The organism is Streptomyces sp. NPDC048504 (genome assembly GCF_043200035.1).
Classification (GTDB): Bacteria; Actinomycetota; Actinomycetes; order Streptomycetales; family Streptomycetaceae; genus Streptomyces.
This window is the reverse complement of record NZ_JBICXA010000003.1, coordinates 549,635-566,605: the sequence shown is the minus strand read 5'-3', so window position 1 is coordinate 566,605 and position 16,971 is coordinate 549,635. Positions and strand designations below refer to the sequence as shown.

The window sequence follows — 16,971 nt, the reverse complement described above, 5'->3', positions numbered from 1 at the left end:
GGCGCTACACCGGCCCCGCCACCACTGACACCGTCTTCGCCAGCGACACGCCCGAGCCGTCCCGTCGCGGGTCCATCTCCGGGAGCTCCGCCGGTGTGCCGTCCCGTTGTGCCGCCTTGGCCGGTACGGCGCCCGCCCAGGCCAGGGAGAGGCAGTCCTCGCCCTTCAGGAAGCGCTGGCAGCGGACGCCGCCGGTGGCGCGGCCCTTGCGGGGGTACTGGTCGAACGGGGTCAGCTTGGCCGTCGTCTGGACGGAGTCGTCCAGCGTGCCGCGCGAGCCCGCGACCGTGAAGACGACCGCGTCCACGGCGGGGTCGACGGCCGTGAAGGAGATGACCTTCGCGCCCTCGGTGAGTTTGATGCCCGCCATGCCGCCGGCCGCGCGGCCCTGGGGGCGTACCTGGGAGGCCTGGTAGCGCAGCAGCTGTGCGTCGTCCGCGATGAAGACCAGGTCCTCCTCGCCGGTGCGCAACTCGACGGCGCCGACGATCCGGTCGCCGTCCTTGAGCGTGATGACCTCCAACTCCTCCTTGTTCGTGGGGTAGTCGGGGACCACGCGCTTGACGACGCCCTGCTCCGTGCCGATGGCGAGGCCGGGGGAAGACTCGTCGAGGGTCGTCAGGCAGATGACCGTCTCGCCCTCGTCCAGGGAGACGAACTCCGAGATCGGGGCGCCGCCGGAGAGGTTCGGCGCGGCGGCCGTCTCCGGGAGCTGGGGGAGGTCGACGACGTTGATGCGCAGGAGGCGGCCGGCCGAGGTGACCGCGCCCAGCTCGCCGCGGGCCGTCGCCGGGACCGCCGAGACGATGACGTCGTGCTTGGTGCGCCGGGCCTCGGAGTCCTCCGGGAAGGGCTCGCCGTTCGCCGTACGGGCCAGCAGACCCGTCGAGGAGAGCAGCACCCGGCACGGGTCGTCGGCGACCTGGAGCGGCACGGTGGCGGCGGGGGCGCCCGCCGATTCCAGCAGGACCGTACGCCGGTCGGTGCCGAACTTCTTCGCCACCGCGGCCAGTTCGGTCGAGACCAGCTTGCGCAGCTCGGCGTCGGACTCCAGGATGCGGGTCAACTCCGCGATCTCCGCGTTGAGTCGCTCCATCTCCGACTCCAGCTCGATCCGGTCGAACCGGGTGAGCCGGCGCAGCGGCGTGTCCAGGATGTACTGCGTCTGGATGTCGCTCAGCGAGAAGCGCTCCATCAGGCTCTGCTTCGCCTGCGCGGAGTTGTCGCTGGAGCGGATGATCCGGATGACCTCGTCGATGTCGATGAGCGCGGTGAGCAGACCCTCCACCAGGTGGAGGCGGTCGCGCCGCTTGGTACGGCGGAACTCGCTGCGGCGCCGTACGACGTTGAAGCGGTGGTCGAGATAGACCTCCAGGAGTTCCTTGAGGCCGAGCGTGAGGGGCTGCCCGTCCACCAGGGCCACGTTGTTGATGCCGAAGGACTCCTCCATCGGCGTCAGTTTGTAGAGCTGCTCCAGGACCGCTTCCGGTACGAAGCCGTTCTTGATCTCGATGACCAGGCGCAGGCCGTGCGCGCGGTCGGTGAGGTCCTTGACGTCGGCGATGCCCTGCAGCTTCTTCGCGCCGACCAGGTCCTTGATCTTGGCGATCACCTTCTCGGGGCCTACGGAGAAGGGCAGTTCGGTGACGATGATGCCCTTGCGGCGTGCCGTCACGTTGTCCACGGCGACCGTGGCGCGGATCTTGAAAGTGCCGCGGCCCGTCTCGTACGCGTCCCGGATACCGGTGAGGCCGACGATCCGGCCGCCCGTGGGCAGGTCGGGACCGGGGACGTGCCGCATCAGGCTGTCCAGGTCCGCGTTCGGGTAGCGGATCAAGTGCCGGGCGGCGGCGATGACTTCGCCCAGGTTGTGCGGCGGCATGTTGGTGGCCATACCGACGGCGATGCCCGACGAGCCGTTCACCAGGAGGTTCGGGAAGGCGGCGGGCAGGGCCACCGGCTCCTGCTCCTGGCCGTCGTAGTTCGGGGTGAAGTCGACCGTGTCCTCGTCGATCGACTCGGTCATCAGGTTGGCCGCTTCGGACGGCCGGCACTCGGTGTACCGCATGGCGGCCGGCGGGTCGTCGTTGCCCAGCGAGCCGAAGTTGCCGTGGCCGTCGGCCAGCGGCACGCGCATGGAGAAGGGCTGTGCCATGCGCACCAGGGCGTCGTAGATCGACGCGTCCCCGTGCGGGTGCAGCTTGCCCATTACTTCACCGACGACACGAGCACACTTGACGTACCCCCGGTCGGGGCGCAGGCCCATCTCGTCCATCTGGTAGACGATCCGTCGGTGAACCGGCTTCAGGCCGTCCCGGGCGTCCGGCAGGGCTCGGGAGTAGATGACCGAGTACGCGTACTCAAGGTAGGAGCCCTGCATCTCGTCGACGACGTCGATGTCGAGGATCCGCTCCTCGAACGAGTCGTCGGGCGGCGGGGTCTTCGTGCTGCGGCGGGCCATCGCTGCCGGCTCCTCTTTTCTGGTCGCTCGCCTGGGGGTCGCTCCCCTTCGGCTCACTCTTGCTGAAGCGTGAACGGGGTCTTGACGTGAACCATTGTGGACCGCGGCACTGACAACGCGGACCAGGACCCGGCGTTGCCCGCTCGGGTCCGTCGCCGGCGGCTGCCGAGTGAGTCCACGTGTGCGACTGCCCGCAGGCTACGCGATCTCGCTCTCGGCGTACGTCCGCCGGGAACTTCGCCGACGGTCCGCACGCTTGCATACAGTGGCGGGACGAGCAGGATTTCTGCGGTTCCAGCCAGAGAATCCGCGATCGAAGGGACGTACATGCCCATGGGTCACACGGCCACCGCCGAGGCAGGGTCCGGCGGTCTGACAGCGACCGAACACCGTTTGGCCAACGGTCTGCGCGTGGTCCTCTCCGAGGACCACCTGACCCCGGTCGCGGCGGTGTGCCTCTGGTACGACGTCGGTTCCCGCCACGAGGTCAAGGGGCGCACCGGCCTGGCTCACCTCTTCGAGCACCTGATGTTCCAGGGCTCCGGACAGGTGAAGGGCAACGGCCACTTCGAACTGGTGCAGGGCGCGGGCGGTTCGCTCAACGGCACCACCAGCTTCGAGCGCACGAACTACTTCGAGACCATGCCCACCCACCAGTTGGAGCTCGCGCTCTGGCTGGAGGCCGACCGCATGGGCTCCTTGCTGGCCGCCCTGGACGAGGAGTCCATGGAGAACCAGCGGGACGTCGTCAAGAACGAGCGCCGCCAGCGCTACGACAACGTGCCCTACGGGACAGCGTTCGAGAAGCTGACCGCCCTCGCCTACCCGGAGGGCCACCCGTACCACCACACGCCCATCGGCTCGATGGCGGACCTGGACGCGGCCACCCTGGAGGACGCCCGCGCGTTCTTCCGCACCTACTACGCGCCCAACAACGCGGTCCTGTCCGTGGTCGGCGACATCGACCCCGAGCAGACGCTCGCCTGGATCGAGAAGTACTTCGGTTCCATCGCGTCGCACGACGGCAAGCCGACGCCCCGTGACGGCGTGCTGCCCGACACGATGGGCGGGGAGCTGCGCGAGATCGTCGTCGAGGAGGTCCCGGCCCGCGCCCTGATGTGTGCCTACCGGCTCCCGGAGGACGGCACGCGCGCGTCCGACGCGGCCGACCTCGCCCTCACCATCCTGGGCGGCGGCGAGTCCTCGCTCCTCTACAACCGCCTTGTACGGCGCGACCGTACGGCAGTAGCGGCGGGCTTCGGTCTGCTGCGGCTGGCCGGGGCGCCCTCCCTGGGGTGGCTGGACGTCAAGACGTCAGGGGACGTCGAGGTGCCGGTCATCGAGGCCGCCATCGACGAGGAGCTCGCCCGGTTCGCCGAGGAGGGCCCCACGGCCGAGGAAATGGAGCGCGCCCAGGCCCAGTTGGAGCGCGAGTGGCTGGACCGGCTCGGCACGGTCGCGGGCCGCGCCGACGAACTGTGCCGGTACGCCGTCCTGTTCGGCGACCCGCAGCTCGCCCTGACCGCCGTGCAGCGCGTCCTCGACGTGACGGCGGAGGAGGTGCAGGAGGTCGCCAAGGCCCGCCTGCGCCCCGACAACCGCGCGGTGCTCGTCTACGAGCCGATCGCGGACGAGGATGACGAAGCAGAGGCCGGCGACGAGAACGAGGAGGCGGCCAAGTGACCGAGCTCGCCACGATGGAATTCCACCCGCAGCCCCAGGCCGGCGAGGCCAGGCCGTGGGCCTTCCCGGCCCCGGAGCGCGGGACGCTCGGCAACGGCCTGACCGTGCTGCGCTGCCACCGCCCCGGCCAGCAGGTCGTCGCCGTCGAGGTGCTCCTGGACGCGCCTCTGGACGCCGAACCGGCCGGCCTGGACGGTGTCGCCACGATCACCGCGCGGGCCTTCTCCGAAGGCACCGACAAGCACTCCGCCGAGGAGTTCGCCGCCGAGCTGGAGCGCTCCGGCGCCACCCTCGACGCGCACGCCGACCACCCGGGGCTGCGCCTGAGCCTGGAGGTCCCGGCCTCGCGCCTGGCCAAGGGCCTAGGGCTGCTGTCGGACGCGCTCAGGGCACCCGCCTTCGCGGACAGCGAGGTCGAGCGGCTGGTCCGCAACCGCCTCGACGAGATCCCGCACGAGACGGCCAACCCGTCCCGCCGCGCGGCCAAGGAGCTCTCCAAGGAGCTGTTCCCGGCGACCTCGCGCATGTCGCGCCCGCGCCAGGGCACCGAGGAGACCGTCCAGAAGATCGACTCCGGGGCCGTACGCGCGTTCTACGAGCGGCACGTCCGCCCCGCGACGGCCACCGTCGTGGTCGTCGGCGACCTCACCGGCATCGACCTGGACGCGCTCCTCGCCGACACCCTGGGTTCGTGGACAGGCTCCACCGCGCAGCCGCGTCCCGTGCCGCCGGTGACCGCCGACGACACCGGGCGGGTCGTGATCGTGCACCGTCCCGGCGCCGTCCAGACGCAGTTGCTCATCGGCCGCGTCGGAGCCGACCGGCACGACCGCGTGTGGCCCGCCCAGGTGCTCGGCACGTACTGCCTCGGCGGCACCCTCACCTCCCGCCTGGACCGCGTCCTGCGCGAGGAGAAGGGCTACACCTACGGTGTGCGGGCGTTCGGCCAGGTGCTGCGCTCGGCACCCGACGGCACGGGCGCCTCGATGCTCGCCATCAGCGGCTCCGTGGACACGCCGAACACCGGTCCCGCGCTGGACGACCTGTGGACGGTGCTCCGCAAGCTCGCCGAGGGCGGACTCACCGACGCCGAGCGGGACATCGCCGTACAGAACCTCGTCGGGGTGGCGCCGCTCAAGTACGAGACCGCCGCGGCCGTCGCGAGCACGCTGGCCGACCAGGTCGAGCAGCACCTGCCCGACGACTACCAGGCGACGCTGTACCAGCAGCTCGCCGCGACCGGCACCGTGGAGGCCACCGCGGCGGTCGTGAACGCCTTCCCGGTGGACCGTCTGGTGACGATCCTGGTCGGCGACGCGGAGCAGATCAAGGAGCCCGTCGAGGCTCTCGGCATCGGCGAAGTGACCGTCGTCGCGGCCGAGTAGACGACCCGTAGCGAGCCGACGAGCGGCACGCGCGCGTGGGGGCCCTGGTGACTGAAGAGTCACCAGGGCCCCCTAATGTCCGAATTGGGGGAGAGGTTGCCCGTCTGCCCTGTGGCATGTGCAACAAAACCCGTGATCCGTTTGGGGATTGAAAGTGGCCCCCCTTAGCGTCGGTCCGGCTGTCCGTCAGGCACCGCGCCGCACTCGCGGCACCGGACAGTCATCGCCGAGTCCCCGTACGGCGCGAGCCAGGGGAGCCGGGGACCCAGGTCCCTGGGGTGAATCGGACGCCCGCGCGCACAGCGAGGGGGTCCGTAGGAGACCTTCCTGCTCCGAACCCGTCAGCTAACCCGGTAGGCGAGAAGGAAGGAAAGGACCAGCCACTCCATGGCGTTCACCCGCGCCACCGGGAAGCACCGTCGCCCGAGCCGGACCCACCGCACCACCGTTCGTGCCGCGAGTGTCGCGGCTCTCGCCACCTCCGGCGTCGTAGGCACCCTGGCCGCAGCCCCGGCGTTCGCTGCGGAGCCCGCCGCCGAGCAGACCGGTCTCACCCCCGTCGTCGCCATGGGCGACGCCGTCGCCGAGAAGATCGACGCCCAGGCCGTCGCCCAGCAGCAGGCCGCGGACGAAGCTCTGGCCAAGGAGGTCGCCCGCGCCAAGGCCGCGGCACTGGCCAAGGCGGAGCGCGAGGCCGAGGTACGCGCCGCCCGCGCCGCCGAGCGCAAGAAGCTCAACACCTTCGTCGCGCCGGTCACCGGCTCGTACGTCTCCACGGGCTACAAGACCGGCGGCTCCCTGTGGTCCTCCGGTGCCCACACCGGCATCGACTTCCACGCCTCGACCGGCACCTCCGTGCACGCGGTGGGCTCCGGCACCGTCGTCGAGGCCGGCTGGGGCGGCTCGTACGGCAATCAAGTGGTGATCAAGATGGCCGACGGCATGTACACCATGTACGGCCACCTGTCGTCCATCGGTGTCGCCGTCGGCCAGACGGTCACCCCGGGCCAACAGATCGGCCTCTCCGGGGCGACCGGCAACGTCACCGGCCCGCACCTCCACTTCGAGGCCCGCACGACCGCCGAGTACGGCTCCGACGTCGACCCCGTCGCCTACCTCCGCAAGCACGGTGTGAACGTCTGACGACGCACCTCCGCACTTCCCGAAGCCCTGGCCCGCCCGGCCGGGGCTTTCGGTGTTTCCGGAGCCCTCCTGTCCAAAAAATATCCATGGATTCCGGCCCGCCATCGGAAATTCCCGCTCATTGCAATAGAGTCACGGAACACACGTCAATCGTCGACGTTTCACGGGGATTAAGGCGGAGGTCGGACATGCGTATTCCGGCGCACTCGGTATGCACGGCGATCCGGGACGACATCGTCGCCGGTGTCTACGAGCGCGGCAGCCGGCTCACGGAGGAACTCCTCGCGCGCCGGTACGGGGTCTCGCGCGTCCCTGTCCGGGAGGCCCTGCGCACGCTGGAGGCCGAGGGATTCGTCGTGACCCGGCGGCACGCGGGCGCGTGCGTCGCGGAACCGACCGAGCAGGAGGCCGCCGACCTGCTGGAGATGCGGATGCTGCTGGAGCCGCTCGGCGCCTCGCGGGCCGCCCAGCGGCGCACCGAGGCCCACCTCAAGGTGCTGCGCGGCCTCGTCAGGCTGGGCCAGGAGCGCGCCAGGCGGGGCAACAGCGAGGATCTGCGCTCCCTGGGCAGCTGGTTCCACGAGACGCTGGCGCAGGCCTCCGGAAGCCCCGCGCTGACCTCGATGCTGACCCAGCTGCGGCACAAGATCGCCTGGATGTACGCGGTGGACGCTCCGGCCAACCCCGTGGAGTCCTGGGCCGAGCACGGGGCCATCGTGGATGCCGTGGCCCGCGGCGACAGCGAGCGCGCCCGGGCGATCACCGCCCTGCACACCGAGCGCGCGGGTACCGCGCACCGGCTGCGCTTTCCCGGTGGCGCGAACGGCACGGATCGTGTGAGGACTTCGCAACCTCCCGTAAACATGTCGGGCCTGCGGCATTAACACGGGCGCCGTATACAAAGAGAGGCTAATTCGCGGGGGATTATTTATGCTGCCCACAAGTGGAATTGCGAAGGGCTCGCCCGGTAATTCGGACGAGCCCTTCGAGGTTACGTGCAGCGTTTTGCGGCGAAAAGCACCGCAACCATCAATTGAGGAACCCTCACGGCGCGCAACCACCTCCGCGAGAGCGGCGCCGGTTCAGGCGCAAAGGGGGGCGTGCTCAGACGGTCTCGGGGAGTTCCTCAAGGCCTTCCGCGACCAGCTTCGCCAGTCGGTCGAGGGCCGCGTCCGCGCCCTCGGCGTCCGACGCGAGGACGATCTCCTCGCCGCCCTGGGCGCCCAGGCCCAGAACCGCGAGCATGGAGGCCGCGTTGACGGGGTTGCCGTCGGCCTTGGCGATCGTCACGGGGATACCCGAGGCCGTGGTGGCCCGGACGAAGATGGAGGCGGGGCGGGCGTGAAGGCCCTCCGCCCAGCCGACGTTGACGCGGCGCTCAGCCATGTGATGCTGCCCTTCAGAGTCTCAGGGTTGTCTAGACCAGTTTCCCACACGTGAAGCGACCCCGGACCGGCCTTGCGAACCGTCCGGAGCGAGTCGTCGGACCGCGGCCTCGGCCCGACTTCCCGTGCTCTGTTGTTCCCCACAGACTGCCTCGCGCCGTTGTCGGACGCGAGCCGTACGCTGGGCCCCATGCAGACCTCGTCGGACCGGCACGAGTACCCCGCCCACTGGGAAGCCGACGTGGTGCTGCGCGACGGGGGTACCGCGCGCATCAGGCCCATCACCGTCGACGACGCCGATCGCCTGGTCAGCTTCTACGAGCAGGTCTCCGACGAGTCGAAGTACTACCGCTTCTTCGCGCCGTATCCGCGTCTGTCCGCCAAGGATGTCCACCGCTTCACGCACCACGACTTTGTGGACCGGGTGGGACTCGCGGCCACCGTCGGCGGCGAGTTCATCGCCACCGTACGCTATGACCGCATTAGTGCCGACGGGCGTGCCGCCTCCGCCCCGGCCGACGAGGCCGAGGTCGCCTTCCTGGTGCAGGACGCCCACCAGGGGAGGGGCGTCGCCTCCGCCCTCCTCGAACACATCGCAGCCGTCGCCCGCGAGCGTGGCATCCGCCGCTTCGCCGCCGAGGTGCTGCCCGCCAACAACAAGATGATCAAGGTGTTCACGGACGCCGGCTACACCCAGAAGCGCAGCTTCGAGGACGGCGTCGTACGCCTGGAGTTCGATCTCGAACCCACGGACCGGTCCCTCGCCGTGCAGCGCGCGCGGGAGCAGCGCGCCGAAGCGCGGTCCGTACGGCGGCTGTTGGTGCCCGGCTCGGTCGCCGTCGTCGGTGTCGGCCGTTCCCCCGGAGGGGTGGGCCGCAGCGTTCTCGACAACATCAGGGACGCCGGTTTCACCGGTGGCCTGTACGCCGTGAACAAGGCCTTCCCCGAGGAGAAGAAGGACCTCGACGGGGTGCCGGCGTACCGCTCGGTGCGCGACATCGAAGGCCCCGTGGACCTCGCGGTCGTCGCCGTCCCGGTCGAGCACGTCCCCGAAGTCGTCACCGAGTGCGGCGAACACGGGGTGCAGGGGCTCGTCGTGGTCACCGCCGGGTACGCCGAGAGCGGCCCCGAGGGACGCGAGCGCCAGCGCGAACTCGTGCGCCACGCGCGCACGTACGGCATGCGCATCATCGGGCCGAACGCCTTCGGGGGTCATCAACACCGCAGCCGACGTACGACTGAACGCGTCCCTCGCGCCCGAGATGCCGCGCCCCGGACGCATCGGCCTGTTCGCCCAGTCCGGCGCCATCGGCATCGCCCTGCTCTCCCGGCTGCACCGGCGCGGCGGCGGGGTCACCGGAGTCACCGGCGTCTCCACCTTCGTGTCGTCCGGCAACCGCGCGGACGTGTCCGGCAACGACGTCCTTCAGTACTGGTACGACGATCCCGACACCGACGTCGCCCTCATGTACCTGGAGTCCATCGGCAACCCCCGCAAGTTCACCCGCCTCGCCCGGCGCACCGCGGCGGCGAAACCGCTGGTCGTCGTCCAGGGCGCCGGATCCGCCCCCCAGGGACACGCCGTACGGGCGACCCGGCTGCCGCACGCGACGGTCTCCGCGCTGCTCCGCCAGGCCGGGGTGATCCGCGTCGAGACGATCACCGAACTGGTCGACACGGGGCTGCTGCTCGCACGCCAGCCGTTGCCCGGCGGGCCGCGGGTGGCGATCGTCGGGAACTCCGAGTCGCTCGGCCTGCTGACCTACGACGCGTGCCTCTCCGAGGGGTTGCGGCCGCTCGCTCCGCTGGATCTGACGACGGCGGCGACGGCGGGGGACTTCCACCGGGCGTTGTCGGAGGCGTTGGCCGACGAGGCGTGCGATGCGGTTGTGGTGACTGCGATACCTGCCGTGGGGGAGGGGCCGGCTGAGGACGCGGCGTTGGCGGAGGCCCTGCGGTCCGCTGCCGCGGCGGCTCCCGGGAAGCCGGTGCTGGTGGTGCATGTAGAACTTGGGGGGCTGGCTGAGGCGTTGTCGGCTGCGACCAGTACGGCGCCACAGGTTGCTTCAAAGGCGCCCGGTGCCGAGGGCGGTGCCCACCCCTTCCGCCCCGCGGAACGACTGCCCACCACAGAGGCTGAACAACCGGTCACCGGGAGGCCGGCCCCCGAAGGCGGCGGCCTCATCCCCGCCTTCCCCGCCGCCGAGCGCGCCGTCCGGGCCCTCGCCGAAGCCGTGAAGTACGCGCAGTGGCGGCGCGAGGCCACCGACCCGGGCCGGGTCCCCGAGTTCGAGGACATCGACGAGAAGGGCGCCGCCGGACTGATCGGCGGGCTGCTCGCGCGCGGGCAGGGCCTCACGCTCGGCGTCGACGAGACGTGCGACCTGCTCGGCAAGTACGGCGTCGACGTCCACCGCGCGCTGCCCGCTCCCACCCCCGACACCGCCGCCGAGGCCGCCCGCACCCTCGGCTACCCGGTCGCACTCAAGGCCACCGCCCCGCACCTGCGACACCGCGCCGACCTGGGCGGCGTACGACTGGATCTCGCGGACGAGGACCAACTGCGGCGGGCGTACGCCGAGTTGGGCGAGTTGTTCGGGAAACCCGAGGAGTTGCGGCCGGTCGTGCAGCGGATGGCGCCGCGCGGGGTCGACACCGTCGTACGGGCCGTCATCGACCCGGCGGCGGGGGCCGTGCTGTCGTTCGGGCTCGCCGGAGCCGCCTCGCAGTTGCTCGGGGACACCGCGCACCGGCTGATTCCGGTCACGGACCGGGAGGCCGGGTCGTTGGTCCGGTCGATCCGGACGGCGCCGCTCCTGTTCGGCTGGCGGGGTTCGACGCCGGTCGACACGCCTGCCCTGGAGGAGCTGATGCTCCGGGTCTCGCGGCTGGTCGACGATCATCCCGAGGTCGTCGCCGTGACCCTGGAGCCGGTGGTCGTGGCCGCGCACGGACTGAGCGTGCTCGGTGCCTCCGTCCGCCTCGCTCCGCCGCCCGCCCGCGACGACCTCGGCCCGCGGACGCTTCCCGTGTACTGACGGATGTGCCGACGGAGGCTTCCCGCGCACCGGTCCCGTGTACTGAGACAGCTGTGACGAGACAGTGCTCGGCGGTGCCTCGCAGTCAGTGCGCCACCGTAGGATGGACGTCATGGCCAAGACCAGTACGACGACCCAGGGGCTGCGTGCGGCGATCGAGCGCAGCGGCTACTACCCGGCCCTCGTGGCCGAGGCGGTGGAGGCCGCCGTGGGCGGCGAGCCGATCCGGTCGTTCCTGGTCCACCAGGAGACCACGTTCGACCAGAACGAGGTGCGCCGGCACGTGACCGTGCTCGTCCTCACCGGCAACCGCTTCATCGTCAGCCACACCGACGAGCAGGCCGCCGACAGCACCTCCCCGACGCCGTACGCGACGACGTCCACGGAGTCCGTGAAGCTCGGCCGGATCTCGTCCGTGGTGCTCAGCCGCGTGGTCGCCAACCCGGAGTCGTACACGCCGGGCACGCTCCCGCGCGAGGTCGTGCTGACCATCGGCTGGGGCGCCGTCGCCCGGATCGACCTGGAGCCGGCCGCCTGCGGCGACCCCAACTGCGAGGCGGACCACGGCTACACGGGCAACTCGACGGCGGACGACCTGAGCCTGCGCGTCAGCGAGGCCGGCGACGGCCCGGAGACGGTGCAGCAGACCCTCGCCTTCGCGCAGGCCCTCTCCGAGGCGACCGCGGACGTACCGCGATAATGGCGCAGCCCGCGACCTGGGACCACCCCGAGCCCCTCGCCGTCGAGTCCGCGCCCGTCCCCGAGTACGGCTCCGGCTCCCTCGCCGACCTGCTGCCGACGCTGGCCGCGGGCATGGGCGTACCCGGTACGACCGCGGCGATCCCGGAGCTGACCCCGGCCGACCGCAACTGCGTCTTCCTGATCGACGGCCTCGGCTGGGAGCAGATCAAGGACCACGCCGACGAGGCGCCCTATCTGCACGCGCTGCTCGGCAGCTCGCGCGGCGGCACCGGTCGTCCGCTCACCGCAGGCTACCCGGCGACCACCGCGACCTCCCTCGCCTCCGTCGGCACCGGCCTGCCGCCGGGCGCCCACGGCCTGCCCGGCTACACCGTGCGCAACCCGGCCACCGGTGCGCTGATGAACCAGCTGCGCTGGCAGCCGTGGACCTCGCCGAAGCCCTGGCAGCCGTACCCCACGATCTTCCAACTGGCCCACGACGCGGGCGTGCACGCCGCGCAAGTGTCGTCCCCCACCTTCCAGAACACCCCGCTGACGAAGGTCGCGCTCAGCGGCGGAACGTTCCACGGGCGGCTCACCGGCGAGGAGCGCATGGACCTCGCGGCCGAGCAACTGGCCGCCGGGGACCGCTCCTTGGTGTACACGTACTACGCCGAACTCGACGGCGCGGGCCACCGCCACGGCGTCGCCTCCGACACCTGGCGCGGGCAACTCATGTACGTCGACCGGCTCGTCCAGCGCCTCGCCGAGCAACTGCCGCCGCGCAGCGCGCTGTACGTCACCGCCGACCACGGCATGATCGACGTGCCCTTCGACGAGGAGCACCGCATCGACTTCGACGCGGACTGGGAGCTGCGCGCCGGCGTCGCCCTCCTCGGCGGCGAGGGCCGCGCCCGCCACGTCTACGCGGTGCGGGGCGCCGAGAACGACGTACTGACCTGCTGGCGCGAGGTCCTCGGCGAGCAGTTCTGGGTGGCCTCGCGGGACGAGGCGATCACGGCGGGCTGGTTCGGCCCGCACATCGACGAGCGCGTCTACGACCGTCTCGGCGACGTGATCGCGGCGGCCCGGGACGACGTCCTGATCATCGCGTCCGAGCGGGAGCCGAAGGAGTCGGCGATGGTCGGCAACCACGGTTCGATGACCCCTGCCGAGCAGTTGGTCCCCCTGCTCGAAGTACGCTCCTGAAGTCCCAACGTCCTCCGTTTTGCCGAAAGGTGCTCAACTCCCCATGCCCGAGCTGGTGTTCTTCTCCGGAACGATGGACTGCGGGAAGTCGACCCTGGCGCTCCAGATCGAGCACAACCGCTCGGCGCGCGGCCTGGCGGGGATGATCTTCACCCGGGACGACCGCGCGGGCGAGGGAAAGCTCTCCTCCCGCCTCGGCCTCGTCACCGACGCGGTGGAGGTCGAGGACGAGCAGGACCTGTACGCGTACGTCGTCGACCACCTCTCCCAGGGCGGCCGCGCGGACTACGTCATCGCCGACGAGGCGCAGTTCCTGGCACCGGTGCAGATCGACCAACTCGCGCGCGTGGTCGACGACCTGAGCCTCGACGTCTACGCCTTCGGCATCACGACCGACTTCCGCTCCAAGCTCTTCCCCGGCTCCCAACGCCTGGTCGAACTCGCCGACCGCGTCGAGGTCCTCCAGGTGGAGGCCCTCTGCTGGTGCGGCGCCCGCGCCACCCACAACGCCCGCACGATAGGCGGCGAGATGGTCGTCGAGGGCGCGCAAGTCGTTGTAGGCGACGTCAACCAGGCGGAAGCAGTCGGCTACGAGGTCCTGTGCCGCCGCCACCACCGCCGCCGCATGACAGCGGCTACGGCTCGGGCGGCGGCGCTGTCACCGGATGTACTGCCGATGACGTCGGCCTAGCGCGGCCCCTCGATCACCGAGAACATCGCGCCCTCGGGGTCGGCCACCGTGGCCACTCGGCCGTGGGGGCTGTCGTGGGGTGGTGTGAGGGTGTGGCCGCCGAGGTCCGTGACGTGGCGCAGGGCCTCGTCCGTGTCGGCTACCTCGAAGTACGTCATCCAGTGCGGGCCCCGGTCGCGGGGCAGGGCGGTGCCGACGCCGTGGATGCCGGCGACCGGGTGGCCGTCCAGGTGGAGGGTGATGTAGTCGAAGCCGGCGAAGACCACCGGGACTTTCTCGTAGCCGAACACCGCCTCGTAGAACTTGGCGACGCTCGCGGTCTCGGAGGTCAGCAGTTCGTTCCAGGCGGGTGTGCCGGGGACGCCGGTGATGGTCGTGCCGAGGTGGTCGGCGGCCTGCCAGATACCGAAGACCGCCCCCGACGGGTCGGAGCCGATCGCCAGGCGGCCGGCCTCGGCCGCGTCCAGCGGGCCCACCCCGACCGTGCCGCCGCACATCCGTACCGTCTCGGCCGTCTGGTCGACGTCGTCCGAGGCGAGGTACGGCGTCCAGGCGATGGGCAGATGCCGGTCCGGCGGCAGCTGGCCGATGCCGGCCACCTCCTGTCCGTCCAGCAGGGCCCGCGCGTAGGGGCCGAGCTGCTGGGGACCGGGTTGGAATTCCCAGCCGAACAGCTCTCCGTAGAACTCCTGAGTCGCGGCCATCCCGTGCACCATCAGACTCACCCAGCAGGGCGTGCCCTGCGTACGCCGAGTGTGCGTGTCGCCGTTCAGGCCGGCCGACCCCCGTGCCTCGGTCATCGTCACCTTCTCCTAGGCCCCTCGCGGTGGCCGTATCGCTTCCGCAGCGCGGATCCGCGTGCCGCGGCAGCCGCGTGCACGCCCCGTGCCGATGCTCGCACCCCCCGTGGCGCACCGCGTCCCGGCCGCGCCGTCGGCGGGCGGCTCACCTGGGGAGGATGACCGGTCTGCGGTCACTCGTCCGTTTCCAGGCGATTGCCGTGGGGTGTCCATCGGTTGTACAGCATGTGCTCGTTCACGTACGCCTCGTGATCGAGGCTGTCCGGCCGAGCAGAGTAGTCGGACCTGGACGCGTCGGCCACCCCTTGCGCAAGGATGGTGGCCATGAACGCCATCATCTCCGCATCCGAACTGGCGAGCGATCTCGCCGGGACGAACCCGCCGGTCCTGCTGGACATCCGCTGGCAGCTCAGTGTCGCGAAGGCCGCAGGTGAGCCGCCCTTCGACGGCCGCGCCGAGTACGCGGCCGGGCACATCCCAAGCGCCGTCTACGTAGACCTCGATCAGGAACTCGCCTCGGCCCCAGGCGCCCATGGCCGCCACCCCCTGCCCGACACCGCGCGCTTCGGCACCGCGATGCGCCAGGCGGGCGTGTCGGCCGGCCGCCCGGTCGTTGTGTACGACGGCGGCCAGGGCTGGGCGGCGGCACGCGCGTGGTGGCTGCTGCGCTGGACGGGTCACCCGGACGTGCGGGTCCTCGACGGCGGGCTTCCCTCCTGGGAGGGGTCTCTGGAGACGGCCGCACCGACACCGGCCGAGGGCGACTTCACCCCGGAACCGGGCGCCGTGGAACTCCTGGACGCCGACGGAGCCGCCGCACTCGCCCGCACCGGGATCCTGTTCGACGCCCGCGCGGGGGAGCGTTACCGGGGCGAGGTGGAGCCCATCGACCGGGTGGGCGGCCACATCCCGGGCGCTTTGTCCGCGCCGACCAACGAGAACGTGGGCCCGGACGGCCGCTTCCTCCCGGCGGAGCAACTGGCCGCCCGCTTCAAGTCCCTTGGTGCCAGGGAGGGTTCGGGCGTCGGCGTGTACTGCGGCTCGGGCGTCTCGGGCGCCCACGAGGTACTGGCCCTGGCGGTCGCAGGGATTCCGGCCGCCCTCTACGTAGGCTCCTGGTCGGAGTGGTCCTCGGACCCGGAGCGCCCGGTCGCCACGGGTCCCGACCCGCAGTAGCGGCACCACAACGAGGAGGGCCCGCGACCGAACCGGCGCGGGCCCTCCTCGTCGTACAACTGACTAGTCCTGCTTCTTCCTTCGCGTCCCGAAGACGATCTCGTCCCAGCTCGGAACGGCCGCTCTACGGCCCGGACGGACGCCGTCCGCCTCGGCCTGGCGGTCGGTGGAGCCGATGAGCCGGTCGCGATGGGCCCCTACGGAGCGGGGCATCAGGACATCCGCGTACGCCGAACCGGCCGAGGCCGCAGGAGCCGGGGGCTCCTCCTCTTCCGGTTCCACCGCAGGCTCCTCCGGGGGATCCGAGGGACGCTCGGGGACCACCATGTCGCCGCGGAAGCTCGGTACCGCCTCCAGGAGGCTGGTCAGCGAGTCGCGCTCGCTCTCCTCGACCGGCTCGGGCGACGGCAGGGCGGGACGCTCCGGGCGCTCCAGGGCACGGTCCAGCGGCCGGTCGCGGGGCAGCCGGGCGATCCGCGGCACGAACGGGAAGCTGGGCTCGGGTGTGGCGGAGAGGTCGTCGGACTCGCCGATCAGCGAGCGCGCCTCGTCGTCGACGGCCTGGACGAGCCGCCGGGGCGGGTCGTACGTCCAGCTCGCCGAGTGCGGTTCACCCGCGACCCGGTAGACGAGCAGAACCTCCCAGGTGCCGTCGTCGCGGCGCCAGGAGTCCCACTGGACGGTGTCCTTCTCGGCACCGCGCAGCGTCAGTCGCTCCTGGACGGCCTCGCCGAGCTGGGGTCCCGCGTTCTCGCCGGGGCGGCGGACCGGAGTCTTCCGGGCGCGCTCGGCCATGAAGGCGCGCTCCGCGAGGACAGGGCCCTCGAAGCGGCGCACCCGGTCGACGGGGATACCGGCTAGTTGGGCGACTTCCTCCGCGGAGGCGCCGGCACGTATACGTGCCTGGATGTCTCGGGGGCGGAGATGGCTCTCCACCTCGATCTCGATCTGGCCGAGGCGGGGACGGTCGCCGCGTACAGCGGCGCGCAGACGCTCGTCAATCGGAAGCGTGTACTCCGTGCTGTCCGCAGCCTTCAGCACCAGCCGTGTGCCGTCGTTAGAGACGGCCACGACACGCAGTTCGGGCATGGGGACCTCCCGGGTGGTGCCTGCCGACGTCACGTGCGTCGCTGCTTCCGCTAGTCGAGTGTGGCCTGCCCGGGTGCAGCCTGCCACAACCTTGCCGAGTTGCCCGGCGTGTCGGGCACGGGCCCTGACTCGCCGTTATGGCACGGTTACCTATTCGCAACGCTAAGTGACCAACTACGTCACCCTGTGCAACTGGCCCCCTCTGGGCGGTCCGTTGAGGCCGCGGACGC

14 protein-coding genes, 1 pseudogene and 1 riboswitch are annotated in these 16,971 nt (G+C 71.2%); of the genes and pseudogenes, 10 read left to right on the top strand and 5 right to left on the bottom strand.

The features are described from left to right. Window positions 1–4 precede the first annotated feature (4 nt). Entirely contained in the window at window positions 5–2,461 is a 2,457-nt protein-coding gene (locus ACGFY9_RS10370) for a DNA topoisomerase (ATP-hydrolyzing) subunit A (protein WP_393753285.1), read from the bottom strand. Window positions 2,462–2,788: 327 nt separating this feature from the next. On the opposite strand from ACGFY9_RS10370, the gene ACGFY9_RS10365 reads away from it, so the two are divergent. The 4 genes from ACGFY9_RS10365 to ACGFY9_RS10350 all read left to right on the top strand — a co-directional run bounded on the left by ACGFY9_RS10365 (window position 2,789) and on the right by ACGFY9_RS10350 (window position 7,556). Further along, window positions 2,789–4,144 carry a M16 family metallopeptidase gene (locus ACGFY9_RS10365; protein ID WP_393753284.1) on the top strand — a complete coding sequence of 452 codons (1,356 nt, stop codon included), beginning with the start codon at window positions 2,789–2,791 and terminating at the stop codon, window positions 4,142–4,144. Next, on the top strand, window positions 4,141–5,529 hold the full coding sequence (locus tag ACGFY9_RS10360; protein WP_393753283.1) for a M16 family metallopeptidase: 1,389 nt from the start codon (window positions 4,141–4,143) through the stop codon (window positions 5,527–5,529). Before ACGFY9_RS10365 ends, ACGFY9_RS10360 begins: the two co-directional genes overlap by 4 nt. A gap of 214 nt (window positions 5,530–5,743) precedes the next feature. Continuing rightward, window positions 5,744–5,903, top strand: a riboswitch (cyclic di-AMP (ydaO/yuaA leader). Window positions 5,904–5,916: 13 nt separating this feature from the next. Continuing rightward, window positions 5,917–6,672 (top strand): M23 family metallopeptidase, encoded by a 756-nt coding sequence (locus ACGFY9_RS10355; RefSeq protein ID WP_393753282.1) that lies wholly within the window; start codon window positions 5,917–5,919, stop codon window positions 6,670–6,672. A gap of 188 nt (window positions 6,673–6,860) precedes the next feature. Beyond that, window positions 6,861–7,556, top strand: a complete 696-nt coding sequence (locus tag ACGFY9_RS10350) for a GntR family transcriptional regulator (protein ID WP_019061038.1) — start codon at window positions 6,861–6,863, stop codon at window positions 7,554–7,556. 220 nt (window positions 7,557–7,776) lie between these two features. Here ACGFY9_RS10350 and ACGFY9_RS10345 read toward each other — a convergent pair whose 3' ends face one another. After that, window positions 7,777–8,058: an HPr family phosphocarrier protein gene (locus ACGFY9_RS10345; protein ID WP_013000229.1), complete on the bottom strand. Its 282-nt coding sequence runs from the start codon at window positions 8,056–8,058 to the stop codon at window positions 7,777–7,779. A gap of 189 nt (window positions 8,059–8,247) precedes the next feature. On the opposite strand from ACGFY9_RS10345, the pseudogene ACGFY9_RS10340 reads away from it, so the two are divergent. The 5 genes and pseudogenes from ACGFY9_RS10340 to ACGFY9_RS10320 form a co-directional block, all read left to right on the top strand. Further along, window positions 8,248–9,201, top strand: a pseudogene (locus ACGFY9_RS10340) (GNAT family N-acetyltransferase); the annotation flags it as partial. 118 nt (window positions 9,202–9,319) lie between these two features. After that, window positions 9,320–11,095, top strand: coding sequence for an acetate--CoA ligase family protein (locus tag ACGFY9_RS10335; protein WP_393753281.1), 1,776 nt, complete (start codon window positions 9,320–9,322; stop codon window positions 11,093–11,095). 103 nt (window positions 11,096–11,198) lie between these two features. Further along, complete coding sequence (locus tag ACGFY9_RS10330) at window positions 11,199–11,795, top strand: DUF5998 family protein (protein ID WP_366436387.1); 597 nt, start codon at window positions 11,199–11,201, stop codon at window positions 11,793–11,795. After that, window positions 11,795–12,985: an alkaline phosphatase family protein gene (locus tag ACGFY9_RS10325; RefSeq protein WP_393753280.1), complete on the top strand. Its 1,191-nt coding sequence runs from the start codon at window positions 11,795–11,797 to the stop codon at window positions 12,983–12,985. Before ACGFY9_RS10330 ends, ACGFY9_RS10325 begins: the two co-directional genes overlap by 1 nt. 43 nt (window positions 12,986–13,028) lie before the next feature. After that, window positions 13,029–13,676: a thymidine kinase gene (locus ACGFY9_RS10320; protein WP_033283967.1), complete on the top strand. Its 648-nt coding sequence runs from the start codon at window positions 13,029–13,031 to the stop codon at window positions 13,674–13,676. Here the strand turns inward: ACGFY9_RS10320 and ACGFY9_RS10315 are convergent. After that, entirely contained in the window at window positions 13,673–14,476 is an 804-nt protein-coding gene (locus ACGFY9_RS10315; RefSeq protein ID WP_393753279.1) for a VOC family protein, read from the bottom strand. The two genes, ACGFY9_RS10320 and ACGFY9_RS10315, sit on opposite strands and share 4 nt — an antisense overlap. Window positions 14,477–14,649: 173 nt before the next feature. After that, a complete protein-coding gene (locus ACGFY9_RS10310; protein WP_366493344.1) occupies window positions 14,650–14,802 on the bottom strand; it encodes a hypothetical protein in 153 nt (50 codons plus the stop codon). Between ACGFY9_RS10310 and ACGFY9_RS10305 the strand changes: the two genes are divergently transcribed. Continuing rightward, a complete protein-coding gene (locus tag ACGFY9_RS10305; protein ID WP_393753278.1) occupies window positions 14,801–15,652 on the top strand; it encodes a sulfurtransferase in 852 nt (283 codons plus the stop codon). The genes ACGFY9_RS10310 and ACGFY9_RS10305 overlap by 2 nt on opposite strands. Window positions 15,653–15,715: 63 nt before the next feature. Here ACGFY9_RS10305 and sepH read toward each other — a convergent pair whose 3' ends face one another. Beyond that, window positions 15,716–16,741 carry a septation protein SepH gene (sepH, locus tag ACGFY9_RS10300; RefSeq protein ID WP_393753277.1) on the bottom strand — a complete coding sequence of 342 codons (1,026 nt, stop codon included), beginning with the start codon at window positions 16,739–16,741 and terminating at the stop codon, window positions 15,716–15,718. Window positions 16,742–16,971: the final 230 nt, after the last annotated feature.